20 protein-coding genes and 1 pseudogene are annotated in these 25,027 nt (G+C 68.2%); 14 read left to right on the forward strand and 7 right to left on the reverse strand.

Annotated features, from left to right (window positions below):
- Positions 1 to 38: 38 nt before the first annotated feature.
- Positions 39 to 983 (forward strand): hypothetical protein, encoded by a 945-nt coding sequence (locus tag AAFU51_03095; GenBank protein MEO1570234.1) that lies wholly within the window; start codon positions 39 to 41, stop codon positions 981 to 983.
- Positions 984 to 1,028: 45 nt separating this feature from the next.
- Entirely contained in the window at positions 1,029 to 2,948 is a 1,920-nt protein-coding gene (locus tag AAFU51_03100; GenBank protein MEO1570235.1) for a hypothetical protein, read from the forward strand.
- Between the two features lie 30 nt (positions 2,949 to 2,978).
- On the opposite strand, the gene AAFU51_03105 is transcribed toward AAFU51_03100, so the two are convergent.
- Entirely contained in the window at positions 2,979 to 3,440 is a 462-nt protein-coding gene (locus tag AAFU51_03105; GenBank protein ID MEO1570236.1) for a hypothetical protein, read from the reverse strand.
- A 26-nt stretch (positions 3,441 to 3,466) separates the two neighbouring features.
- Positions 3,467 to 5,209, reverse strand: a complete 1,743-nt coding sequence (locus AAFU51_03110; protein ID MEO1570237.1) for a SpoIIE family protein phosphatase — start codon at positions 5,207 to 5,209, stop codon at positions 3,467 to 3,469.
- Positions 5,210 to 5,967: 758 nt separating this feature from the next.
- On the opposite strand from AAFU51_03110, the pseudogene AAFU51_03115 reads away from it, so the two are divergent.
- The 3 genes and pseudogenes from AAFU51_03115 (at position 5,968) to AAFU51_03125 (ending at position 8,921) form a co-directional block, all read left to right on the forward strand.
- Positions 5,968 to 6,885 (forward strand): annotated as a pseudogene (locus tag AAFU51_03115) (universal stress protein).
- 43 nt (positions 6,886 to 6,928) lie between these two features.
- Positions 6,929 to 7,168: a hypothetical protein gene (locus AAFU51_03120; protein MEO1570238.1), complete on the forward strand. Its 240-nt coding sequence runs from the start codon at positions 6,929 to 6,931 to the stop codon at positions 7,166 to 7,168.
- 145 nt (positions 7,169 to 7,313) lie between these two features.
- Positions 7,314 to 8,921, forward strand: coding sequence for an NADP-dependent isocitrate dehydrogenase (locus AAFU51_03125; protein MEO1570239.1), 1,608 nt, complete (start codon positions 7,314 to 7,316; stop codon positions 8,919 to 8,921).
- Between the two features lie 11 nt (positions 8,922 to 8,932).
- Here AAFU51_03125 and AAFU51_03130 read toward each other — a convergent pair whose 3' ends face one another.
- Complete coding sequence (locus AAFU51_03130) at positions 8,933 to 9,424, reverse strand: metallophosphoesterase family protein (protein ID MEO1570240.1); 492 nt, start codon at positions 9,422 to 9,424, stop codon at positions 8,933 to 8,935.
- Positions 9,425 to 9,512: 88 nt separating this feature from the next.
- On the opposite strand from AAFU51_03130, the gene AAFU51_03135 reads away from it, so the two are divergent.
- Entirely contained in the window at positions 9,513 to 9,950 is a 438-nt protein-coding gene (locus tag AAFU51_03135) for a BLUF domain-containing protein (GenBank protein MEO1570241.1), read from the forward strand.
- Between the two features lie 38 nt (positions 9,951 to 9,988).
- Here AAFU51_03135 and fabF read toward each other — a convergent pair whose 3' ends face one another.
- Positions 9,989 to 11,254: a beta-ketoacyl-ACP synthase II gene (gene fabF / locus AAFU51_03140; protein ID MEO1570242.1), complete on the reverse strand. Its 1,266-nt coding sequence runs from the start codon at positions 11,252 to 11,254 to the stop codon at positions 9,989 to 9,991.
- A gap of 160 nt (positions 11,255 to 11,414) precedes the next feature.
- The gene (locus AAFU51_03145; GenBank protein MEO1570243.1) at positions 11,415 to 11,654 is read right to left on the reverse strand and encodes an acyl carrier protein; all 240 of its coding nucleotides are present in this window, start codon (positions 11,652 to 11,654) and stop codon (positions 11,415 to 11,417) included.
- Positions 11,655 to 11,938: 284 nt separating this feature from the next.
- On the opposite strand from AAFU51_03145, the gene metK reads away from it, so the two are divergent.
- From metK to dld, 8 genes are all read left to right on the forward strand, one after another.
- Complete coding sequence (gene metK, locus AAFU51_03150) at positions 11,939 to 13,141, forward strand: methionine adenosyltransferase (GenBank protein MEO1570244.1); 1,203 nt, start codon at positions 11,939 to 11,941, stop codon at positions 13,139 to 13,141.
- A gap of 107 nt (positions 13,142 to 13,248) precedes the next feature.
- Positions 13,249 to 14,526, forward strand: a complete 1,278-nt coding sequence (locus tag AAFU51_03155) for an adenosylhomocysteinase (protein MEO1570245.1) — start codon at positions 13,249 to 13,251, stop codon at positions 14,524 to 14,526.
- Between the two features lie 206 nt (positions 14,527 to 14,732).
- Complete coding sequence (locus AAFU51_03160; protein ID MEO1570246.1) at positions 14,733 to 17,117, forward strand: UvrD-helicase domain-containing protein; 2,385 nt, start codon at positions 14,733 to 14,735, stop codon at positions 17,115 to 17,117.
- Positions 17,118 to 17,206: 89 nt separating this feature from the next.
- Complete coding sequence (locus tag AAFU51_03165) at positions 17,207 to 17,806, forward strand: Uma2 family endonuclease (protein MEO1570247.1); 600 nt, start codon at positions 17,207 to 17,209, stop codon at positions 17,804 to 17,806.
- A 149-nt stretch (positions 17,807 to 17,955) separates the two neighbouring features.
- Positions 17,956 to 18,240: a hypothetical protein gene (locus AAFU51_03170; protein MEO1570248.1), complete on the forward strand. Its 285-nt coding sequence runs from the start codon at positions 17,956 to 17,958 to the stop codon at positions 18,238 to 18,240.
- 57 nt (positions 18,241 to 18,297) lie between these two features.
- Positions 18,298 to 19,410: a radical SAM protein gene (locus tag AAFU51_03175; protein ID MEO1570249.1), complete on the forward strand. Its 1,113-nt coding sequence runs from the start codon at positions 18,298 to 18,300 to the stop codon at positions 19,408 to 19,410.
- Positions 19,411 to 19,631: 221 nt separating this feature from the next.
- Positions 19,632 to 20,381, forward strand: coding sequence for a tryptophan-rich sensory protein (locus AAFU51_03180; protein ID MEO1570250.1), 750 nt, complete (start codon positions 19,632 to 19,634; stop codon positions 20,379 to 20,381).
- A 92-nt stretch (positions 20,382 to 20,473) separates the two neighbouring features.
- Positions 20,474 to 22,174 (forward strand): D-lactate dehydrogenase, encoded by a 1,701-nt coding sequence (dld, locus tag AAFU51_03185; protein ID MEO1570251.1) that lies wholly within the window; start codon positions 20,474 to 20,476, stop codon positions 22,172 to 22,174.
- 63 nt (positions 22,175 to 22,237) lie between these two features.
- On the opposite strand, the gene AAFU51_03190 is transcribed toward dld, so the two are convergent.
- Together AAFU51_03190 and AAFU51_03195 are read right to left on the reverse strand one after the other, a co-directional pair.
- Positions 22,238 to 24,583, reverse strand: coding sequence for a TonB-dependent receptor (locus tag AAFU51_03190; protein MEO1570252.1), 2,346 nt, complete (start codon positions 24,581 to 24,583; stop codon positions 22,238 to 22,240).
- An 83-nt stretch (positions 24,584 to 24,666) separates the two neighbouring features.
- Positions 24,667 to 25,017 (reverse strand): peptide chain release factor-like protein, encoded by a 351-nt coding sequence (locus AAFU51_03195; protein ID MEO1570253.1) that lies wholly within the window; start codon positions 25,015 to 25,017, stop codon positions 24,667 to 24,669.
- Positions 25,018 to 25,027 lie beyond the last annotated feature (10 nt).

The following is a 25,027-nucleotide window of genomic DNA, read 5'->3' on the forward strand; positions in this document are numbered from 1 at the left end:
CCCTGGTCTCCCGCGCTCGACTCTTTCCCTTTTGCCCGATGGCGTTTCTCCTCGACAACCTCACCTCGATCCTCGTCGGCGCGACGCTGCTCGTGGCCTTTGTGTTCGTGCAGCAGCGTTCGAGCCAACGCGCCACCGACGTGGCCGTGAACCAGATCACGCAGCAGCGCACGCTGGCCTTCATGGATGTGCTCGAACGCGACATCGAGAACATGCGCACCGAGCGGCAGGCCGTAGCATCGCTCGGGAGCTACACGCACCGCCTCGAAGCGGCGGGTGGCCAGACCACCCGCTACAGCTTCCCCACGCTGGCCAACCCTAGCCTCGGTGCCGCGTCGCCCACGGTGCTGGTGAGCTATGCCGTGACGGAGTTGCCTGACAGCGTCCGCGTCGGCGACCAAGCCTACCCGATGCTCCGCGTGCAGCGCTTCGAAAACGGCGTGGCGCTCGGCGGCAGCTCCGAGCCCATCGTCGGCTTCGAGGTCGAGGCCTTCGAGCGGGGCAGCACGGCCGGTCGGCAGACGGCGGGCGTGCTGAGCGACCTGGACCGCGTGCGGGTCGAGGTGACGACGGCGCTCAGCGCTGCGGAGCGCCGCGCCGGGGACCAGGCCAACACCTCGCAGACCAACGCCATGCGGCACGGCTATGTCTTCCGGCCACGCAACCTCTCCGTCGCGGAGAACGGCCGTGGCGTGATGCCTGCGGCGCCCACCACCTTTCCTCCGGAGCCGCCGCCACCCCCCACACCGCCGCCGCCCCCACCGCCTTCGCCGCCGCCGGCAGCGCCCCCGCCGGCCTCGCCGTCGTCGCCACCCCCGTCTCAGCCGCCTGCGAATCCCGGCGGCGACAGCGGGAGCCCCAGCAGCGGCGGGGGGAGCGGCGGGAGCAGTTCGTCCCCATCGCCCTCTACGCCGCCGCCTTCCCAGCCACGACCGCACCAGCCTGCTCCACCGCCGCCACCGCCGCCACCGCCGGTCATCTAGCCTGATGGCTCCCTCGCACTGCCTCCGTTCCGCTTCTGAATCTCCATGGGTAAGCTGACCCTCCTCATCGCCCTCGCCACGGTGCTTGGCAGCACGCTGGTGGTCTATACCGCTCGCACCAATGCGTTTGCAGCCGCCTCGGACCGCGCCGAGGCGCAGGCCGACATGATCGCACGGCAGGCCGCCCAGGCAGGCCACAACCTCGTCCTCGGCGCCATGCTCGACGACTATGGGTTCAAGGGCGCCCTCGACTTCCAGCAGCAGGCGTTCCAGGGTGGGGCGTTCGAGGTGGACTACCAGCCCACCACCGACGGTCAGTCGCTCACCTTCGAGGTGACGGGTGTCTTCGACGGGGCCACGCACCGCGTGACGAGCCGCTACAACTGGATCCCGGCCGACTTTCCCGGCCCGATCTGGATCGACGCGCCCTACGTCACGGCGGACCTCACCGGCAGCACCATCACGGGTGGACCCGGGCAGAACAACGTCTACTACGCCTTCGACCGCTTCGAAAAGCTCCGGCTCAGCCCGCTCGTCTCCTTCCAAGACATGCGCGACGCGTTCGCCACCGAGTTGGACGCCGTGCGCTCTTCCGGCGCGAGCCTCCGCCTCGAAGACACGATGGACGCCATCGTGGAGTACACCGGCGCGCTCTCGCTCGAAACCCTCTACATGACCGCTCTCGGCGCTATCGAGCGCGGCGACGTGGTGCTGGACACGAGTTCGCCGGTCGTGACGGGCTCGGCCACCTACGGCTCAGCCGCGGAGCCCGCGATCGTCTACAAAGAGAACAGCATGGAGCTCACCGGCACGATCCGCGGCTACGGCCTGCTCATCGTGGACGGGACGCTGGAGGTCACCGGCACGCTCGACTGGGACGGCCTCGTGCTGGTGCGCAGCTTCGAGGACTTCCTGCCGGTCCGCTTCCCCGGCCGCGTCACCATCGACGGGGCGCTCCTCATCGACCAGTACGCCGCCCCGCCCGGCGGCCACATCGACCTGACCGTCTTCCGCGACCCGTCCGGCCTGTGGACTGACCCCCATGGCGACCTCTCGCAGAGCCCGTGGCAGGTGCACTGGGCGCGGTTCGGCCAGTACCCCTGGCACCAGCACACGCACAAGTTCAACGAGAGCGTTGCGGAGGAGAACACGATCTACTTCGCCGAGCAGGGCACCGACCGCCACGAGACGCAGACCGCGTTCCGCGCCACGCTCAACTCGCTGGGGGCCGAGGAGGTCTACCTCGAAGTGGCCAACGCGGACAACGCGAGCGGCCTCGCCGAGTACACGCTCAACGTCCAGGGCGAGCCGACGAGCACGGGGCAGATCAAGGTTGGCTTCGACGGCACGGTACGCAGTCCCACCTTCCGCGCCAACCGCCTGGACGACTTCATCCTCGACGTACGCAGCATGCGCATGCTACGCGAACTCGTCGACGAGGAGGGCGACTGCGACGAGTGGCCCAAGTGTGTAGGCAACCAGCGAGACCGAGCAGGAGCGCTCAGCGTCCGCCTGCGCCGGGCGTCCAACGACGGCATGGTCTACGAGGCCGCGATCTACTGGCACCAACGCGGCGCCGAGCGCCAGAGCGACGCGCAGGAAGAGCGGCGCTGGCGGAGGCGCATCAACAACGGGCAGGACTTCGGTGCCCGCCTGGAGATGGGGGCCAACGACGCGATCCACTTCGACATGGGTCCGATCATCCAACTAGGACGCCGCCTCGGCTTCGCCAGCCCCGGCGTGCAGCACCTCGGCACCAACGTCCAGCACCAGACACCCATGGAACTGCGCAGCGCCGAACTCGACGACGCGGATGCCCTGAAGCGCACGATGTGCGTCAACGGCACGACCCGCGAGGTCTACCGTAGCGTCGTACAGACGTACCTCAACCAGGGCGCCACCCTCGGCACGTGCTCTAGCAACCGCAACGACGACAACCGTCCGCCACGGAACGACGACGACTAGCCACGCCTGAGCACCGATCCGGCGGCCTCGTCAGTCGAGATCGTACTGCTGTATGGCAGCGAGATACGCGGCCGAGCCCACGCCGACCTGCGCGTAGACGAGCCGCCGCTCTCCGCCTCTGTAGTCGTACTGCCGGTCGGCTTCCCAGAGTGTGACGATCTGGTCCGGGAAGCGGTACTCCGCCCGGTCGAACCGATGCGCCCCGGACTCGAACGAGGCGATGTGCCGGAAAAGCATGCGCGCTGCCGTATCGAACGGGTCGATGCCGCGGAACGCGAAGGCTACGTCGCGCGAGTGGGATGCGCCGATGAAGCTCGCCTGGCCGCCTTCGTATTCCACCTGGAGCGCGTTGTCGGTCAGGAAGTAGTCGACGTCTCCGTGGCTGGCCTGCAGCCCGCCGTGCGGCGCCATCGCGGCGCGAGCCTCGGCGGGGGTCATGCCCAGCAAGATGGGGCCGATTCCGTGGTGCGGGACGATTTCGAACGTCTGCATGGAGGCGAGAAGTAGAGAACGAGGGGCTACCCCCGCTTGAGCACGAGTGCCGTGAGGTCGTCGGAGAGCGGGGCGTCGTCGGTGTAGGTCCGCACGTCGGCGTGGAGGGCGTCGAGGATGGCCCCGGCAGACTCGGCGTGGTGCGCGCGGAGGATGGCTTCGAGGCGGTCCTCGCCATAGTCTTCCGCCTCGGTGTGCTCGCCGCCCGTGGTGAGGCCGTGCGCCTCCGTGACGCCGTCGGTGAAGAGGGCGAGCACATCGCCCGGCGCGAGCGTCGTCGTGCCCTCGTCGTAGGCGAAGTCGGCGAGGACGCCCAGGATGAGGCCGCCGTCTTCGAGCAGGTCGAGCGTGCCGTCCGCGCGGAGCAGCATCGGCGGGTTGTGGCCCGCGTTGACATAGTCGAAGCGGCCAGTGACCGGGTCGTAGATGCCCCAGAAGAAGGTGATGAACGACGCCGCGCCCGTGTTGCCGTGGACGACGCGGTTGATGCGCGCGGTCGCCGCAGCGAGGTCGAGGCCGGAGCCGCGCAGCACCTGCAAGCACGCCTGGAGATTGGCCATCAAGAGCGAGGCGGGCATACCCTTGCCGGACACGTCCGCGATGGCGACGAGGAGCGTGCCATCGTCGAGCGGGATCAGGTCGAAGTAGTCGCCGGCGACGTGGCGGCTCGGGAGCGCCAGCGTGGCGATGTCGAGCTTGTCGGAGGTCGGCGGAGCCGTCGGGAGCAGGCGCTCCTGGATCGTCCGCGCGAGGCGCATCTCCTCTTCGAGTCGCTCCTTCTCCACGCGCGCCTCCACGAGTTCGGCGTTCTCCAGCGACGTGAAGGCGAGCGTGCCGAGTGAGGTCACGAACTCGACCTCGCGGTCGGTGTAGGGCCGGTTGGTGGCGTGCGTGAGGGCGAAGACGCCGCGCGTGACGTCGCGCCCACCGATGGGCACGAGGACGCGGAAGCCCGCCTCGCGCAGCGCGGTCCAGTCCTCGGCGCAGTGCTCGTCGAGGAAGACCGGCGCATGGAGCGCTGAGAGCCGGGCGAGCAGGTCGGCGGGCAACTCGGTTGTCCCGCCGCGCTCGATGGCGCGTGCGAGCTGCCCCGTCTCGTTGCGCACGAGGATGAGGTGGCGCTTGGCGAGGAGCTGCCCGAGCAGCGTGAACGAGAGCAGCTTCACGGCCTCGTCGCGGTCGAGCGTCCGCCCGAAGGTCTGCGACAACTCGAAGAGCGTGTTGAGCTCCTGCACCCGCGCGGCGAGGTTCTGGTTGGCTGTCTCAAGCTCTTCGGCCACGCGCGCGTTGTGCACCGCCGGGGCTGCCATGTTGACGAGCGAGCGCACGAAGGCGACCTCGCCCGCCTGGTAGTCGCCGCCGCGGGCGCGCTTGCCGAGGCCGAGCAACCCAATGACATCGTCCTTGTAACGCAGCGGCAGCGCGAGGTGCAGCCCGGCCTCGCGGAGCGGCAGCGGCACCTCGTCGCCGACCCACGCCGCCCCGTCCGAGGCGTCGAGGTGGACGGTCTGCTCGGCGACCAGCCCGCCGGGGTCGCGGCCCATCCCCTTGGCCGCCGCCACCCGATAGTCCCGGTCGGTGTGCGCCGTGCGGTGCTCGTCGAGCAGGAGCGCGCCGCGCGTGGTGAGCATCTTGCTCATCGCCACGAGCAGCAGGTTGTTCAAGACGAAATCGAGGTCGAGCGACGTCAGGAAGCCGCTCGTCTCGTAGACGGCACGGAGGTCGAGGCGGTCGGTCCGCGAGCTGTCGCGGAGGTCGGGCATCGGCATGGCTGGGGAAGGCAGGGAGCTGAGAGCGAGAGGGGGGCCGCGTCGGGACCGCCAGCGCCTGCACGATACGACGACCGTGCAACCGACGGGGCCGTGAACCGGCAGCCGCGCGAATCGCTGCGGCATGTAGGACCCAGGAGGACACCCCCCTTCCGATTCCTCGAAATCGGCGGCAGGCTACCGATTTTCCGAAACCCGTTGTGACCCTAGGCGCCCACTGATTCATGCGCGTATCTATGGCCCGATATACCTAGGTGTTGGTGTAATTTTTTACATACCAGCATCGCGCGCTGACTCCTTGCACCATTCCGCTCTGCACCGCCTCCGGTCCCGGCACCCTGATGCGTAGCCGTCTCTTTTGGATCTCTGCTCAGGCGCGCTCGTCGCGCGCCCGCTGCCCGCGCGCGACGTGGCTCTGGCTCCTCACGCCGTTCGAACCGAAGGCCTGAGGCATACTCGTCAGGTCCTTCAGGACGCTACGTCCTGTCTGCAGGCGACTGCAACGGTGTGACAAAGCGCCCTCGGACATCCCGCGCCGACCTAGGCTCTCCCCTGCACGATGCCATCGCGCTATGCAGACTGGGTCGCCACGAAGCTAGCGAACAGGTCGCTAGCCTACCCTCCCTCGTCTATGTGTCGCCGTGTGCCAGCGCTCTGCCCTAGTACGGTGGCCTAGCACGGCTAGAACGGCTTAGGCACTCGACTCATATAGCATCTTTTTACCTAAGGTTTTTGCCATGTATTAATATAAGAGTTTACTAGTCATTCTACGCGACGATACGCAGGACGACCGCCTAATTGACCACGCCGCGATGGTGGCCCACCTCGCGCAGGCAGGGCGCGTGCAGTTCCTACACGTCATACCGGAGATCCCGGCGCTCTCGGACCGGCATCCGGACGTGTTGCCGTTCCTCCACGAGGCGTCGGCGGCTCGCCACGCCGCGCTCGCCCGCCGGGCTACTGCGCGCTTCGCCGGGCCCTGGCACACCTCCGTCCATATTGATGTCACGGATGGGACACCGCTCGTCGAGGTGCAACGTGTGGCCCAGGAGGGCGCGTTCGACCTGCTGCTGGTCGGGCAGGGTGCCCTTGCCGAGCACCTGACGCGCCGCGCGCCGTGCTCGGTGCTGGTCGTGCCGGACGACGTACCGGCCCACATCGAGCGGGTGGTGGTGTCCGTGGACTTCTCGGCGCACGCGGCCGAGGCCGTCGACGTGGCGCTCGCGTTCGCGCAGGCCTCCGGCATCGAGACGGTGCATCTGCTGCATGCCTACGTGACCCCGACGGCCTACGGTGCGCGGTCGGACGCCCGTGCCGAGGTCGACCGCGAGGAGGCACACCGGTGGGCTGCGCAGCGCTTCGCGGCCTTCCTCGACCGCCTCGACCTGCGTGGCCTGGTGGTGGAGACGCACCTCATCGAGACCGCGAGCGTGGCCGAGGCTACGCCGGCGGAGATCGCTGCGCTCGGCGCGGACCTCGTCGTGGTGGGGACGCGGGGCCGCAGCCTGAGCGCGGCGATCCAACTCGGGCGCGTCGCCGAGGCCATCCTCAAGGGCACCCGTGTGCCTGTGCTGGCCGTGAAGCACCGCAGCACGGCGACCAACCTCCTCGACCGGCTCCTCGCCCAGCACGTCACCCGTGCCGGACCGCGTCTCTACCCGTCCATACCCGCCTGAACCCGACTCCCCTTACTCCTTCCAACTCCCAACCCTTGCACTCATGCCGCTTCTCGAAATCACCCTCGGCTCGCTCATCATCTTGGCCGTCGCGGCCTTCACGCTCTGGTTCATCCGCTGGGTAAGCCTCGTCGATGCCGCCGAGTTCGCCCAGCAGGCCACTCCGAGCCTCCCCGTGTTCTCGCATCCTGGCACGGTGCGCGGGTCCTCCATTCCAACGCTGGCACCGGAGCCTACCGTCGAGACGGAGCTCAGGGAGTCGCGGGAGTTGGTGCCCGCCTGAGTACCCGCTCACCCGTCTCGACCGGCGATGCGGCGCGTCTTGGTCGGCCCGACGTTCCCGCCTGCTCCCTCGATGGGCGGGCGGGGCCCGACCTCGCCGTAACGCTTCTCCTTCCCCCTCTCCTCCGCACGCTGCTCCGACCTCCATGTCTACCCCTGAATTGCGTACGCTCCGTCGCCCCGATGCCCTCGCCGATGGGTTTGCCCGCCCTGTCCCGCGCCCGACGTCGTTTCCCGACGGCCGAGATCGTCGCACCGCCTCGACCCCGATCCCGGTCGCGGTGTGCCACGGCGACGGCATCGGCCCGGAGATCATGGACGCCGTCCTCCGCATCCTCGACGCGGCAGGCGCGCCGCTCCGCGTCGAGCCCGTCGAGATGGGCGAGCGGGCCTATCGCGAGGGTCACTCTTCGGGCATTGCGCCGGAGACGTGGGACCTGCTGCGCCGCCACGGTGTGCTCCTCAAGGGGCCGATCACGACTCCGCAGGGCGGCGGCTACAAGAGCCTCAACGTCACGCTCCGCAAGACGCTCGGCCTCTTCGCCAACGTACGTCCTTGCAAGAGCTACAGCCCGCACGTCGCTGCGCTGCACCCGCACCTCGACCTCGTCGTGATCCGCGAGAACGAGGAGGACACCTACGCGGGCATCGAGCATCAGCAGACCACCGAGGTCACGCAGACGCTCAAGCTCATCACGCGGCCTGGCAGCGAGGCCATCTGCCGCTATGCTTTCGACTATGCACGGGCCCACGGTCGCCGCCGCGTGACGTGCATGACGAAGGCCAACATCATGAAGCACACCGACGGCCTCTTCAAGCAGGTCTTCGAGGAAGTCGCGGCCGACTACCCCTACATCGAGAGCGACCACCGCATCATCGACATCGGCGCGGCGCTGGTGGCGGCCCGCCCCGAGCGCCTCGACGTGATCGTGGCGCCGAACCTCTACGGCGACATCCTCTCCGACATCGCCGCCGAGGTGTCAGGCTCGCTCGGGCTGGCGGGGTCGGCCAACCTCGGGCCGTCGTTCGCGATGTTCGAGGCCGTGCACGGCAGCGCGCCGGACATCGCGGGGCGCGGCGTGGCGAACCCGTCGGGGCTGCTGCGCGCCGCGGTGATGATGCTCGTCCACCTCGGCCAAGCGGAGGTCGCCGCGCGCATCAAGAATGCCTGGCTCGCCACCGTCGAGGCGGGGCTGCACACGCCGGACCTCTACCGCCCGTCGGTGAGCCGCCGCCAGCTCCCCACCGACAACTTCGCCGACGCCGTGATCGCGCGCCTCGGCACGGAGCCGCGCGACCTCAAGCCGGTGCACTACACCGGAATGGGAGGCCGTAGCACTGCCAGTCTCGATCTCAGGGTGCGCCCGACGCCGCCCCGTCCGAAGACGCTCGTGGGCGTCGATGTCTTCCTTGACTGGAACGGCCCCGACCAGAGCCGCGACCCCGACACGCTCGGCATGGCGCTCCGCGCGCTCGGCAGTGACAGTGACGACGACAGCGATGGCACGCCGGACCGGCTTGCGCTAACGCTCATCACCAACCGCGGCGTGAAGGTCTTTCCGAGCGGCCTCCCGGAGACGTTCTGCACCGACCACTGGCGCTGCCGCTTCACCGCGCCCGACGACGAGGTGGCCCCGCAGCATGTCGTGGCGCTCCTCGGGCGGCTCGTCGAGGCCGGCTTCGACGTCATCAAGACGGAGCACCTCTACACCGTCGAGGGCACCCGCGCCTACTCGCTCGCGCAAGGCGAGTAGAGGGTGCCGATCTACCCGTCGAGGTGCACCACATCGGCTTTTGTCGCCGCGCCGCCTTCGACGGTGAGCCGGACGCAGGTCTTGACCTGGTGGAAGCCCTGGCGACCTGCAGCGCCGGGGTTGACGTAGAGCATCCCGCCGAGGTGCGGCACCCGCTCGATGCGCAGGATGTGGCTGTGGCCGCAGACGAACACGTCGGGCCACTCCGCGCGCAGCCTCGGGCCGATGCCCTTGGCCCAGCGCTTCGGGTGCCCGCCGATGTGCGTCATCCAGAGATTCACCCCCGCAACCCTGATGCGCAGGTGCTCCACCGAGCGCTGCCGGATAGGTCGCCCGTCGATGTTGCCCCAGACGGTCTTCGTCGGCGCGACGGCTTCGAGCGCGTCGAGGATGTCGGGCGTGCCCACATCGCCCGCGTGGAGGATGAGGTCGACGCCGGCGAGCGCGTCGCAGAGCGCGGGGTGGAGCCAGCCGTGGGTGTCCGAGACGAGGCCGAGCGTCATGGGTGTAGGAGGTCGGTGTGTTAAGGAATGGGGAACACGAAGAAAAACGGCGGGGTTTGATCTGGCCGCAGGCTCAACCCCCACCGCCATGCCGCAGCCACTCATCCAGCTCATCTACACGAGCAAGGCGACTCGTCTGGTCGGCCTCCCTACGCTCACCGATATCCTGCGCGTCAGCCGCCGCAACAACGCACGCGACCAAGTCACCGGCCTGCTCCTCTACCACGAGGGCAGCTTCATCCAGGTCTTCGAGGGCCTCTCGGGCGATGTCAACGCGGTCTACCGCCGGGTGCTCGACGACCCGCGCCACCGCGACGTGAATCTGCTCGTCCGGCGGCAAGTCGCCTACCGCTCGTTCCCGCACTGGGCGATGGGCTTCCGCAACATCGCCGAGTTGACCGACGAGCAGCAGCGGTACGTGAGCACGTTCCTTCAAGACGGGACGCTGCGCGGCGTCGCGCGGCCAGGGCTGGCCCATCGTTTCCTGGACGCGTTCCGGGAGAGAGCGCAAGAGCCGGACGAGTAGCAGCCTTTGTCTGATAGCCTGCGTCCGGCGACCGACGCCTAGCGCGGCACGCCGAACACGACAGACGTGTTGTGGCCGCCGAAGCCGAACGCATTCGAGAGCGCCACCTTCACGTCGCGGTCCTGTGGGCTGTTGAACGTGTAGTTCAGGTCGCACTCCGGGTCGGCGTTCTCGAAGTTGATCGTCGGCGGGATGCGGCCGTGCTGGATCGCCAGGATCGAGGCGACGGCCTCGATGGCACCGGCGGCACCGAGCAGGTGGCCCGTCATGCTCTTCGTCGAGGACAGGTTCATGCTGTAGGCGTGCTCGCCGAAGACCTTCTTGATCGCGTTCGTCTCCGCGATATCGCCGAGGGGCGTCGAGGTGCCGTGCATGTTGATGTAGTCCACGTCCTCGGGCGCGAGGCCGGCGGTACGGAGCGCGCCGTTGAGCGCGAGGCGGACGCCCTCGCCGGAGGGATCGGGGGCCGTGAGGTGGTAGGCGTCGGCGCTCATGCCGATGCCGAGGATCTCGGCGTAGATCTTCGCCCCCCGGGCCTTCGCGTCGGCGTACGTCTCCAGCACGAGCGCGCCGGCGCCCTCGCCGATCACGAAGCCGTCGCGCGTGGCGTCGAAGGGGCGGCTCGCCGTGGCGGGCGCGTCGTTGCGCGTCGAGAGGGCCTTCATCGAGCCGAAGCCGCCCACGCCGATGCCAGTCACGCCTGCCTCCGAGCCGCCGCAGAGCATCCGGTCGGCGAGGCCGCTGCGGATCAGCATGAAGCTGTCCACGATGGCGTTGTTGCCCGTGGCGCACGCCGCGACGGTGGCGTAGTTCGGCCCGCGCAGCCCGTGGCGCATCGAGATCTGCCCGGCGGCGATGTCGAGGATCATCATCGGCACGAAGAACGGGCTGATGCGCCGTGGTCCGTTCTCGTGGTAGTTGATGGTCTGGTCCTGGAAGACCTTCATGCCGCCGATGCCGCTGCCGAAGACGACGCCGAAGCGGTCCTTGTCGGCCTGGTCCATCGTGGCCGGGTCGAGGCCCGCGTCAGCGAGCGCTTCGTCGGCGGCGACGAGGCCGTACTGGCAGAAGGGGTCCATCCGCCGCGCCTCCTTGCGGCCGAGGTAGTCGTTCGGGTCGAAGTCCTTAACCTCGCAGGCGAACTGGGTCGAGAAGCCCTCGGGGTCGAAGTGGGTGATGCGGGCGCCGCCGCTGCGGCTGGCCATCATGCCGTCCCAGTAGGCTTGGACGGAGTTGCCGATGGGGGTGAGGGCGCCGAGGCCGGTGACCACGACGCGGCGGTCGGAGGTGGGAGACAGAAACATGAGAGCGAAGCGCGGCTCGGTGGGGGTCGGCGGAGCGGTGTCGAGACGGGACGAGGCCGTCCGGACGAGGTCGTCGGGAGGGGACGCAAAAAAACGACGGCTCCGGTGCACGTCGGTGCCGCGAAGCCGTCGGGGGTAAAGGCTGTGGGGGGCGCGGCGCTTACGACGCCTTGCTCGACACGTAGTCGATGGCGTCGCCGACGGTGGCGATCTGCTCGGCGTCCTCGTCCGGGATCGTGAGGTCGAATTCCTTTTCGAACTCCATGATCAGCTCGACCGTGTCGAGGGAGTCCGCGCCGAGGTCGTTGGTGAAGTTGGCGTCGCGCACGACGTCGGCTTCGTCCACGCCGAGCTTGTCGACGATGATGGCGGTGACTTTCTGGGCTACTTCGGTGGCCATGAGCGTACGATTGCGGTGAGGAAGGGGGAGTGTCAGGGATAAGAGCGTCCCGCAAATTACGGCATCCGGCGGAAGCGTGCAATGTGAGCGAGGCGGGGTCGAGCCGGCCTCGGTGGTCCGGCACCCTGCTTGTAAAGCCTGTGAAGCGCTAGATGTGCCCGGAGGGCGCGCTTATTTTCGCCCGCCTCATCATGCCGCCCATCCTCGGTGGCGGCCCAACGCAGTATCCCTCCTGCGCCCCGGGGCACGCACACCCTTCGCCCTCTCCATTTCGATTCTACTTCATGGCTTACCTATTTACCTCCGAGTCGGTCTCGGAAGGCCACCCCGACAAGGTCTCCGACCAGATCTCCGACGCGCTCCTCGACGCCTTCCTCGCAGAGGACCCGGGAAGCCGCGTCGCGGTCGAGACGCTCTGCACGACCGGCCTCGTGGTCGTCGCGGGCGAGGTCACCTGTGACGGCTACGTGGACGTTCAGAAGGTCGTCCGCGAGACCATCGAGGAGATCGGCTACACGGACCCCGCCCTCCAGTTCGACGCGGCGTCGTGCGGCGTGCTCTCGGCCATCCACGAGCAGAGCCCCGACATCGCGCAGGGCGTGGACGAGGGCGCGGGCGTGGACCAGGAGCAGGGCGCGGGCGACCAGGGCCTCATGTTCGGCTATGCCTGCCGCGAGACCTCGAGTCTGATGCCGCTGGCCGTCGCCGCGTCGCACGAGATCCTGCGCCGCCTCGCCGAGATCCGCAAGGCTGGCGAGATCATGACGTATCTCCGTCCGGACGCGAAGAGTCAGGTCACGCTGGAGTACGCCGACGACCGCCGCACCATCAACCGCGTGGACGCCATTGTCGTCTCGACGCAGCACGGCGAGGACGTCACCCGCGCGCAGATCGAGGCCGACCTCCGCACGCACGTCATCCCGCAGGCCTTCGAGGCGCTCGGCGCGGCCGACGTGCTCGACATGGCCCCACCTGAAGATGGGGGTGTCACGCTCTACGTCAACCCGACGGGGCGCTTCGTCATCGGCGGGCCGCACGGCGACGCTGGGCTGACCGGCCGCAAGATCATCGTCGACACCTACGGCGGCAAGGGCGGCCACGGCGGCGGCGCGTTCTCCGGCAAGGACCCCTCGAAGGTCGACCGCTCGGCCGCCTACGCCGCGCGCTACGTCGCCAAGAACATCGTCGCGGCCGAGCTCGCCGACGAGGTGCTCGTGCAAGTCGCCTATGCGATCGGTGTGGCCAAGCCCGTCTCGATCACCGTCGACACCTACGGCACCGGCAAGGTGGACGACCGCGCCATCGTGGATGCCGTCCAGCAGGTCTTCGACCTTAGCCCGAAGGGCATCATCGAGCGGCTCGGCCTGCTCGACCCGGCCCGCCGCCCGGCCTACCGCTCTACCGCCGCGTATGGCCACTTCGGCCGCGAGGACTTCCCCTGGGAGGCCCTCGACGCGGTCGACGCGCTCAAGGGGGCCGTTTCGTAGGCTGCGTGAATTGTCCCTAGGTTCTAGGCGGAGTGTTTCCACATCGAAACCTTCGCCCCAGCCCTGCTATTCTGACCTCCCCGAACTAACACACCCCTCTATTTCAGATGGATCACAAGGAAGGACACTACAAAGTCGCGGACCTCGGCCTCGCCGACGCCGGACGCAAGCGCATCGAGTGGGCGGAGAGCCGCATGCCGGTGCTCATGAAGCTCCGCGAGGAGTACGCCGCCACGCAGCCGTTCGCCGGCTACAAAATCACGGGCTGCCTCCACGTCACGAAGGAGACCGCTGTGCTCGTCGAGACGCTGCAGGCCTGCGGCGCGGAAGTCGCCTGGAGCGGCTGCAACCCGCTCTCGACCAACGACGAGGTCGCTGCGGCCCTCGCCGAAGGCGGCACCGAGATCTACGCCTGGTACGGCCAGAACACCGAGGACTTCTACTGGTGCATCGACCGCACCATCGACAAGACGCCCTCGACGACGCTCGACGACGGCGCAGACCTCATCTTCCGCGTCCACAGCGCCTTCCCGGAGAAAGCCCAGGACATCATCGGCGGCTCGGAGGAGACGACCACCGGCGTCCACCGCCTCCGTGCGATGGCCGACGACGGCAAGCTCCTCTACCCGGTCTACGCCGTCAACGACTCCGCCACCAAGCAGGAGTTTGACAACGTCTACGGCACCGGCCAGTCGACGCTCGACGGCATCCTCCGCGCCTCCTCGATCCTGATCGCAGGCAAGAACTTCGTCGTGGCGGGCTACGGCCACTGCGGCTCCGGCGTGGCGATCCGCGCCAAGGGCCTCGGCGCCAACACCATCGTCTGCGAAGTCGACCCGGTGGCCGCGCTCAAGGCGACCCTCGAAGGCCACCGCGTCATGTCGATGGCCGAGGCCGCCAAAGTCGGCGACGTCTTCGTGACGGCCACGGGCATGAAGGACATCATCCGCGGCGAGCACTTCGCCCAGATGAAGGACGGCGCGCTCGTCTGTAACACGGGCCACTATGACGTGGAGCTCAACCTCCAGGAGCTCGCCGAGATGTCGAACGACACCCGCGTGATGCGCCAGGACAACCGCGAGTACACGCTCGAGAACGGCAACCGCATCTACGTGCTCGGCGACGGCCGCCTCATCAACCTCGCTGCTGCGGAGGGCCACCCCTCGGAGGTGATGGACATGAGCTTCGCCAACCAGTTCCTGGCGCACCTCAACCTGATCCAGAAGCACGAGGCGGGCGAAGACCTCGCGAACACGGTGTTCACGCTCCCGGCAGAGTTCGACACCGAGATCGCGCGCAAGAAGCTCATCACGATGGGCATCCACATCGACGGGCTCTCCGACGACCAGGTCGTCTACGCCACCGACTACTCGGCCGGCACCTGAGTCTCGATGTTCGAACGGTGACGTTCGAGCGCCGAATGAAAAGCCGAGGGCCGTTCCGCATTGCGCGGGGCGGCCCTCGCTCTGTCTGGGCCGGACTTATCCACGCGGGCACAACGGTTATCCACGATCGTTGAGGACGGCGTGAGGTCCCGGTACCTTTCCGTCCGCCTCCTCCCACCGGTCCCTCGACCAGCGCCCCTGCTCCGATGCGCCAGTTCGCCATCTCCTTCGACGACCAGCCCGCCGCGAATCCGTCCGATCCCGACGCCATCCTCGCGGGGCTGAACCCGGCGCAGCAGGAGGCCGCCGCCGCGCTCGACGGCCCCGTCATGATCATCGCCGGGCCGGGCTCGGGCAAGACGCGCACGCTCACGCACCGCATCGCCTACCTGCTCGCGACGAAGCGGGCCAAGCCGTGGGAGGTGCTCGCGCTCACGTTTACCAACAAGGCTGCGCGGGAGATGAAGGCGCGCGCCGTGGCCCTCGTCGGCGAGGGCGCAGGGAAGGGGCTGTGGATGGGGACGTTCCACAGCACGTTCGCGCGCATCCTGCGCATGGAGGCCGAGCACATCGGCTTCACGAAGGACTTCACGATCTACGACTCCGACGACTCCGAGAAGACGCTCAAGGAGTTGATGGGGCGCTATGGCGTCGACGCGAAGAAGTTCAAGCCGCGCGCCGTGCGGGGCCGCCTCTCGGGCGCGAAGAACCAGATGGTGAGCCCTGACGACTACGCCCGCCTCGCCGCCGACCCGTTCGAGGAGGCCGTCGCTAAGCTCTACCGCCCCTACCAGGAGGCCCTCCGCCGCGCCAACGCGATGGACTTCGACGACCTCCTCATCTGGCCCATCCGCCTCTTCGAAAACCACCCCGAGGTCCTCGCGAGGTACCAGGCGAAGTGGCGCTACCTCCACATCGACGAGTACCAGGACACCAACCAGGCGCAGTACCAACTCGCGAAGCTGCTCGCGGCGAAGCACAAGAACATCTGCGTCGTGGGCGACGACGCGCAGTCGATCTACGCCTTCCGCGGGGCCGACATCCAGAACATCCTCTCGTTCCAGAGGGACTACCCCGCCGCGACGGTCGTGCGGCTGGAGCAGAACTACCGCTCCACGCAGCGCATCCTGAAGCTCGCCGACGCGATCATCAAGCAGAACCGCGACCAGCTCGACAAGACGCTCTGGACGGACAACCGCGAGGGCGACCCGGTCCGCGTCACCGAGGCCCTGTCGGAGCGCGACGAGGCGCAGCGCATCGAACGGGCGGTCCGCGACCTGAACGCCCGGGCGGGCGTGCTCCCGCGCGACGTGGCCGTGCTCTACCGCACCAACGCGCAGAGCCGTTCGATCGAGGAGGCGCTCCGGCGCGGCGGCATCCCGTATCGGCTCGTCGGGGGCATCTCGTTCTACCAGCGCGCCGAGATCAAGGACGCGCTCGCCTACCTCCGCCTCGCCGTCAACCCCAACGACGTCGCCTCCATCCGGCGCGTCATCAACACGCCCACGCGCGGCATCGGCCAGAAGACGATGCAGCGGCTGGAGCAATACGCCGCCACCGAAGGGCTCACGCTCTGGCAAGCCATCGAGCGCGTGCACGAGACGGGCCTCTCGGCGCGGGCCGGAAACGCCATCGAGAAGTTCGGCTTCCTCGTCGCGCACCACGCCGCGAAGGCCGAGACAGCGCCCGCGCACGAACTCGCACAGAGTCTTCTCCAGGAGTCGGGGCTGATGACCGACCTCCGCAACCAGAACACGCCGGAGAGCCTCGCCCGCCTGGAGAACATTCACGAGTTGCTCAACGCCATCGCCGAGTTCGCGGACACGCCGGCTGCCAGGCCGGATGGGGCCGAGGACGCCCCGGCGCGCACGCTGTCTGAGTTCCTGCAGGAGGTGTCGCTCGTGACCGACCTCGACAGCGTCTCGGACGACGACAACCGCGTCACGCTGATGACGCTCCACGCCTCGAAGGGGCTGGAGTTCAAGGTCGTCTTCCTCGTGGGCCTCGAAGAGGGGCTGTTCCCACTCGCGAAGGCCGCGCAGGACCCGAAAGAATTGGAAGAGGAGCGGCGGCTGTTCTACGTCGGCGTGACGCGCGCGGAGGAGCTGCTGCAGCTGAGCTATGCGCGCAGCCGCTACCGCTACGGCGAGTCGCAGGGTGCCGTCCGAAGCCGCTTCCTCGACGAGCTCGACGGCCTCGACGACGTGCTGCGCACCGACACCGGCCGCGCCTTCCGCCCGAAGAAAGGCCGCTTCGAGTTGGGCAATGGTGGCACCGGCGGCTATGGCGACGTAGACCCGCACTACTACCGCCGCAACCTCCGGGGCGACGCCGGGCAGAAGAAGCCGCGTCGGACCAAGCGCATGCCTGCTGCCGAACCGGAGCCACAGGGCCGCCGCATTGTCTACGACGAGGGCGAAGGCGGCGAACTCCGGCCCGGCATGCAGGTCGAGCACCCGAAGTTCGGCGTCGGCAAGGTGATGGGCGTGGAGGGCCGCGGCGACCGCGCCTCAGCGACGGTCTACTTCCAGCGCGTCGGCCAGAAAAAGCTACGGCTCAAGTTTGCCCGGCTCAAGGTGGTGGGGATGTGAGGCGAGTGCGGCCGTGTTGCGGCGAAGGGAACGCTTCGGGCGCTCTCGCCTTCACTCTCGAGTCCTTTCCGACAGCAGTACCTACGGTCATGTCGAATCTCGCGCCGCCGCACCCTTACCGATTTACCGTCGAGGAGTACCATGCCATTGGAGAAATGGGCGTGCTCGACCGCGAAACCCGTGTCGAACTCATTGACGGTCAGATTCTCACCATGTCACCCGTTGGACGGCCTCATCTTCTCACAGTAAACCGGCTCACTCGCCTTCTGGTACGTGCCGTCGGCGAGGAAGCCATCGTGAGCGTGCAGAACCCCGTACGTCTAGACGATGGGACTGAGCCTGAGCCGGACCTTGCGCTCCTGCGCCCCGACTCGGAAGATCACTTCCCGACCGCCGCTGACACGCTTCTGGTCATCGAGGTAGCTGATGCCACCGAAGCGTTCGACCGCAACGTGAAGCTGCCGCGCTACGCCGCTGTAGGTGTTCCGGAGGTGTGGCTCGTGCTCGTTGGCGATGACCACGGCCCGGGGCGCGCGGAGATCCATCGTCTGCCGGGACCGACAGGCTATGGCATCGTCGAGCAGCATGGGCCCGACGGCGCGCTCACCATCGCGGCCTTCCCCGACCTTGCGCCGATCCCGGTCGCGGATGTGCTACCGCCGCCTGCTGCCGAGAGCCAGAGCGGATGACGGAGAGGAACACTGCCGCGATATTCTTCGGTGCCGCAGCGCTGGTGTTCTGGCTCGCGTTCTCCGTCGTAATTGGTGGACCTGTCTGGTGGCTCATCGTGCCAGGTACGATGGCCGCTTCGTGCGTAGCCTGGCTCGTCGGCCCCACCATGGCCCGCGACGCGCTACGTGCCCCAGACGAGTGGCAAGGAATCATGCCGGGGCTAGGCATCACCCTAATGAGCTACGGCATCGGGGCGGTGCTTTTGACTATGGGCATGAGTACTATCCAGGCAACTGAGCAGATTCGAGACGGCGAACCTTTCAATCTGTTCGGAAGCCTGGACGTGCTTGCGCTAGCTCTGATGTTCTCGTTCTACTTCAGTCCTGCCTTACTGTTTGGGGCAGGAGCAGGCTGGCTCTTCTACCGCACCGTCCGCCGCAGGGAAACGTGAGCCAAGCGGCGGCGCTCTTCCGATCTTTGGGTCCTTCGATCCAACCGTCCCGCCCGGATGCGCCCTGTCCTCTGCAACTACTACGTCACCTACCGCTGCAACGCGAAGTGCGGGTTCTGTGACATCTGGGAGCAGCCCTCCCCGCTGATCGACCTCGCGGACGCGGCGCGCAACCTCGACGACCTCCGCCGCATCGGCGTGCGCGTGATCGACTTCACGGGCGGTGAGCCGCTCTTGCACCCGCAGCTGCCGGACCTGCTGCGCATGGCGAAGGAGCGCGGCTTTCTGACTACGGTCACGTCGAACGGCCTCCTGTACCCGAAACGCGCCGAAGCGCTGCGGGGGCTCGTCGACCTCCTGCACTTTTCGATCGACGCGCCGACGGCCGAGGAGCACGATGCCTCGCGCGGGGTGAAGTGCTTCGGCAGGCTGATGGAGTCCATCGAGGTGGCACTGCAGCTCGGCGAGCGACCCGACCTACTCTTCACCGTCACCAACGAGAGCGTCCGGCACCTCGACACGATCTACGAGCAGTTTGCGCTGCCGAACAAGCTGATCCTGATCGTGAACCCGCTCTTCGAGTACCACGGCCTCGGCGCGGAGCTCTCCGACGACGTGATGGCGCGGATGCGGACCTTTGCCAAGCAGCCGTACACGTATCTCAACCCGGCCTTCCTCACGCTGCGCGCGCGCGGCGGCAACGACCCCGCCGACCCCGTCTGCAAGGCCGTCAGCACGACCGTCGTGATCTCGCCGTTTGACGAACTCGTGCTGCCGTGCTACCACGCCGGGCTGGAGAAGCTGCCCATCGAGGGGCGGCTCTACGACCTCTGGCAGGGCGACCGCGTAGCCTACCACCGCGCGCACGAGGGCCGCCTGGAGGTGTGCCGCGGCTGCACCGTCAACTGCTACTTCGAGCCGAGCTTCGCCACGACACCCACGAGCGGCTACTTCTGGGAGGCGCTCCCCTCGAAGGTGCGCTACAGCTGGACCAAGTTTGTCGTGCAGCGCCTCCGCGCGAAGCTCCGCGGCCCGCGTACTGCAAGCCTACCCAACTTCGAGGCACTCGAAGCGGCCTCGACAGGCGACGGTGCTGCAACGCCGACTGCCGAAGCTCCCGCGATCGCGCTGCCGGTCCTGAAGTCGGTGCCTGCGCACGGGCCGAAGTAGACACGGTGAGGAGAAGTCGGCGCGGTGAGGAATGATGCCAGTGCGGCTCCCCCCGATTCCCTCCCCATGAAGGGTCGGGAATCTGTCCCCCTCACGCGTGAGGGGGACAGTTCCGAGGAGCAACGCTCGCGGCAGCGAGCAGAGACGACGCAGGAACGGGGGGAGCCGAATAGCTTCCCTGCCCGTTGACGGTCTGCTCGTCCCACTCGATCTCTCTCGCCATGTCTGGACTCGCTCGTCAACTCGCTGTGATCGCGGCGGCACTCTTCGCTATTGTGCTCAATGGGCTGGCTGGGGCGGGCGTGCTCTTCGGCACGAACACGGGCGAGGTCTCCAACGCGATTCCGACGGGCGTGACGCCTGCGGGCTGGGCATTCGCCATCTGGGGCATCATCTTCTTGGGCGTGCTCGCCTTCGCGGCGTGCCAGGCGCGGCCGAGCGCGCGCGGCGCGCGCTACGATGCCCTCGGCGTCCCGTTCGTGAGTGCCACGGTGCTAACGGGGCTGTGGCAGATTCCGTGGCTCACAGGCCATCTCGCGCTGGCGGCCGTCGTGATCGTGGGCATCCTGGTGAGCCTGATCTGGCTCTACGTCCGCCTCGACCGCATGGGCATGACGACGGCGGAGCGTTGGCTCCTCGGCGTGCCGACGTCGCTCTTCCTGGCATGGCTGACGGTGGCGACGCCCCTCAACATCACGGTCGCGCTAGCCGATGCCTTCGGGACGAGTGGCGCGTTCTGGCCGCCGCTGCTCGCGGCTATCGTCGCGGGCATCGGCGCAACGATCCTGAGCCGCACGGGCGATATAGCGTTTGCAGGCGTGCTCGTGTGGGCCTTCGCCGCGATCTATGCGCGCAACGGAGCCGCCGCGCCCCTGCTCACGGGCGTGCTGGCCATCGGCGTGCTCGGCTTCTTGGTCGCAGTCGTGGTGGCGCTGCGTCGAGGCCGCTCGCCGCTGCCGGTGACGACCTAGGGGCGCCCGGATCGGTATGACACTCGGTTGCCGAAACCGTACGCGGCGTCGGGCGTGCCGCGTGTCCTCCCTGTCTCACACGCTACCTCGCCATGTCTGCCTCCAACCTGATCGCTGCGCTCCAGAGCGTCGTCGGTGCCAAGCACGTCCTGACTGACGAGGGCGACACGGCCTACTACCGGACGGGCTTCCGCTACGGCTTCGGCGGGGCGGCGGCGGTCGTCTTTCCGGGATCGCTCCTAGAGCAATGGCGCGTGCTCCAGGCATGCGTCGACGCCGGTGCGGCCATCCTCATGCAGGGGACGAAGACCGGGCTCACAGGCGGCTCCGGCCCCAGCGGCTTTGACTATGACCGGCCGCTCGTGATCGTCAACACGCGCCGCCTCAAGGGCCTCCTCCCGATTCGCGGCGGCGAGCAGGTCGTCGCGATGCCCGGCGCGACGCTCCACGAGCTCACCCAGCTGCTCGCGCCCATCGACCGGGTACCGCATTCGGTGATCGGCTCGACGACCATCGGCGCGACCATCGTCGGCGGGATTGCCAACAACGCGGGGGGGGCGCTCTGCAAGCGCGGCGTGTCCTACACCGAGCTGTCGCTCTTCGCGCGGGTCAACGAGGCGGGCAAGCTCGAACTCGTCAACCACCTCGGCATCCGGGGCCTCGGCGAGACGCCCGAGGAGATCTTCGCGGCGCTGGAACGCGGGCGCATCCCCGAGGACGCCATCGAGGCCTTCGACACGCCCGCGTCGGACCGCGAGTACGCCGCGCGCATCCGCAACCTCAACGCCGACGTGCCGAACCGCTACAACGCCGACCCGCGGCGGCTCCACGACGTGAGCGGCAGCGCGGGCAAGGTGGCCGCCTTCGCCGTCCGCGTCGACACCTACCCCAAGCCCGAGCGGACGCAGGTCTTCTTCCTCGGCACCAACGACCCCGCCGACTTCACCGCGCTGCGCCGCCACATCCTGACGCACTTCGAGGAGTTGCCCGACAAGGTCGAGTACATGAACCGGAGCATCCTCGACACGGCCCAGCGCTACGGCAAGGACGTCGTCCTCTCGATCAAGCACCTCGGCACGAAGCGCCTGCCGAAGCTCTACGCGCTCAAGTCGCGCGTGGAGTACCTGACGAACAAGGTGTCGGCCCTGCCGCGGTTCCTGCCGGACCTCGTGCTCTACCACGCCAGCAAGCTCTTTCCCGGCCAGATCCCGGAGCGGATCCGCCAGTACCGCGACCGCTTCGAGCACTACCTCATTCTCAACGTGTCGGACGACGGCATCGAGGAGACGCGGCGCTACCTCGACGACGTGTGGAGCACCCGCAACGGCGTGGACTTCTTCGCGTGCACGGAGGCCGAAGCCGAAGCGGCGCTGCTGCATCGGTTTGCGGCGGCTGGAGCCGGAATCCGCTACCAGAACGTCCACCAGAAGACGACCGAGGAGGTGCTCGCGCTCGACATCGCGCTCCTGGGCAGCGACCCTGACTGGATCATCGACCTCCCGGACGACGTGGCCGACCAACTCGACCACGCGCTCTACTGCGGGCACTTCATGTGCCACGTCTTCCACCTCGACCTCGTCCCGAAGAAGGGGGCTGACGTACAGGCCATCAAGCAGCGACTGCTGGCGCTCCTCGACGCCCGGGGGGCGAAGTACCCCGCCGAGCACAACGTCGGACATGTCTACGAAGCGGACGAGGCGCTGCGGGCACACTACGCCGCGCTCGATCCGACAAACGCGTTCAACCCGGGCATCGGCCAGACTGACAAAGCGCGACGGGCGATGGTGACGTGAGGATGGCAGTCCGAGCTTCCCTACGTCTCTACGTTCACCCCTGCGTACGTCTACACCCCGTGCTCAGAACTCGACGCTGAAGCCGATGGTCGGCAGCCGCCCGACGTTCGTCTGCTCCACGAGGCGGTCCGGCTCGGCAGGGTCCTCGGTGTAGCGCAGCGCGAACACGTTCTCGCGGCCAAGCACGTTCTGTACGTCGAGATAGACGACGGCGTTGACGCCGCGCGCGATGCCGAAGCGGCGGTCGACGCGCACGTCCCAGCGGGCGTAGGCAGGCGTGCGCTCGGCGTTGAGGCGATCGAGGTCCTGGACGCCGCGCCGCGTGAGGGCGTACTCGCGCTCCGATGCTTCGAGGTCGAACGGCGTAAACGGGCGGCCCGACTGCACGGTGAGCCGCGTGCCGACCTCCCAGTTGCCCAGCCGGACGCCGCCTGCGAGCGAGACCGTGTGGCGCACGTCCCACGAACTCGGACGGTAGACGCCGTCCGCGCCCGTGAATTCGCTCCAGCCGAGCGTGTAGGCCCCCAGCCCGTAGACACGCCCGACGAGCCGTTGCTGCGCCGACACCTCGACGCCGTAGGCCCGCCCCTCGCCGACCAGCGTGAGGTCCTCGGCCCCGATGATCCCAAAATCGCCGCCGAGGTTGGCGAGCGAGACGCGCGGGTCGGACGCCGAGACGGGGTAATCGTCGTAGGCCTTGTAGTAGCCCTCGATGCCGACGCGCAGGCCCTCGGCCACGTCCACGGCCACGCCGCCGACCGCCTGCCCGACGTCGATCCAGCGGAGGTCGCGGTTGACGTACGCCCCATTCTCCTGCACCGCGAGCGAGATCAGCTCCGGGGCCTGCGTGAAGCGTCCGAGCGCGGCGCTGAGCTGCACGCGGTCCGTCACGTCGAAGGCAAGGCTAGCGCGGGGCGAGAGGACCGCGCCCTGGTCGAGGAAGTCGGTGCCGTCGGCGCGGAGCCCGCCCGTGAGCGCGAGCGGACCAAGCTGCGCGGTGAGCTGCGTGTAGCCGAAGCCTTTCCAGAGCACGAGGTCGGTGTCGAAGCGGAGATCGTCGTCAAACGGCGTCGCGGGCGTGGCGCGCTGGAAGAAGACGGACGTGATCGTCTCGCGGGAGGCCCCACCGCCGACGCCGAGCGTGAGACGCGGGCTGAGCTTGAAGTCGGCGTCGGAGCGGATGCGCCAGGCCGTCTCCTCAGCGTCGTTGGTGAGGAGCGCGACGTCGTCCTGGTCGAGGTCCTGGAAGGCGAACGTCTGGAACGAGCGGCTCACGGCCGTGGTGACGAAGCCACCCGGCAGGAGCCGCCGCCACGAGACGCCGGTGGTGTAGCTCCGCTGGTCGTTGTCGAGCACGCGGTCGGCGATCTCTTGATTCTCGAAGTCGTCGTCCGGCCCGGGCTCTTCGATGTCGAAGTCGTCCACGGCCCAGAGGCCGAAGTAGACGAAGCGGTCGTCGCGGGTGGGCGTCCACTCGACGCGGCTCTGGAAGTCCCAGTACGCCGGGCGGATCGGGAGGTCGAGGAGTTGAAAGAGCAGCTGGAGGTAGGAGCGGCGGGCCGAGAACGTCCAGTTGAAGTCAGGCCCGGAGGAGCCGTCGAGCGAGAGCGCCGTCTCGGTCGCGCCCACGGTGAAGTCGCCAGCGAGTGTCTCCGGGCTGCCGGGGCGGTTCTCGACGACGAGCACCGAGGAGGCCGCGTCGCCGTAGCGGACGGGGAAGCCGCCGGTGTAGAACGTCGTCTCGCGGATGAAGTCGACATTCAGCAGCCCGAGCGCGCCGCCCGCGGCACCTTGCGTGGCGAAGTGGTTGATCTGCGGGATTTCGATGCCGTCGACGATGTAGGCGTTCTCGCTCGGCCCGCCGCCGCGCACGAGGAGGTCGTTGCGGTTGTCGACGCCGCTCGACACGCCGGGCAGCGTCAGGAGCGAGCGCGAGATGTCGTTCTGGCCGCCGGGCGTGCGGCGGACCTCCTCCGGCCCGAGCGTCCGCGCCGAGACAGGCGCATCCGGCGCGTCGTCGAAGAAGTCGCTCTCGACCGTCACGCCCTCGCCGACGATGGCCGCGTCCTCACGGAGTTCGAAGAGGAGAAACGTCGGGCGGCTGCCCTGCACGACCACGTCGGTGCGCTCCTGTGGGGCATAGCCCACGAACGAGGCGCGCACGCGGTAGACGCCCGGCGGCAGCGCCTCCACCTCGAATGCCCCGTCAAGGTTGGTGGCCGCTCCGCCGATGAGCGTGCCGTCGGCACCGAGCACGGCGACGTTCGCACCCGGCAGCGTTTCCTGGGTGACGGCATCCACGACGCGCCCCGTGAGCGACTGCGCGTGGCTCTCAGATGCACCGACCGCGAGAAGAAGCGAGGCAAGCGCAACGGCCCGAAGGACCGCGCGAGCGGAGAGAGGTAACATGGGGAAGGGCGATGGAGATGGGACGCGTGGCTGGATGCCGCCGCGCGCTTTCTCTCCACGTTGGACGGGCCGCGCCGTTCCCCTCAGTCGTCCAGCCGTGGCTTGCGGCGGCGCTTCTTTTTCTCCGACCGCTTGCGCTTGGCCTCCACGCGGCGACGCTTCGAGGCCTTGGTGGGCTTCGTCGCAACGCGCTTCTTCTCGGGCTTTGCGGCGTCGGCGAGGCGCTTGCGGAGCCGCGCGAGCGCGGTCTGCTTGTTGGTGTGCTGGCTACGCGAGCGGCGCTCGGTCACCACCGTCCCCGTCGGGCGGTGCGTGAGGCGCACGGCCGTCTCGACCTTGTTGGCGTGCTGCCCGCCTGGCCCGCCGCTGCGGAACGTGTCCACGTCGCACTGCGCCAGGAGCGCGTCGTCGTCCAGCAGGTGGTAGTTGCTCATGGGGACAACG

The sequence above is a fragment of the Bacteroidota bacterium genome, assembly GCA_039821555.1.
In the GTDB taxonomy this organism is placed as follows: domain Bacteria; phylum Bacteroidota; class Rhodothermia; order Rhodothermales; family Rubricoccaceae; genus JBCBEX01.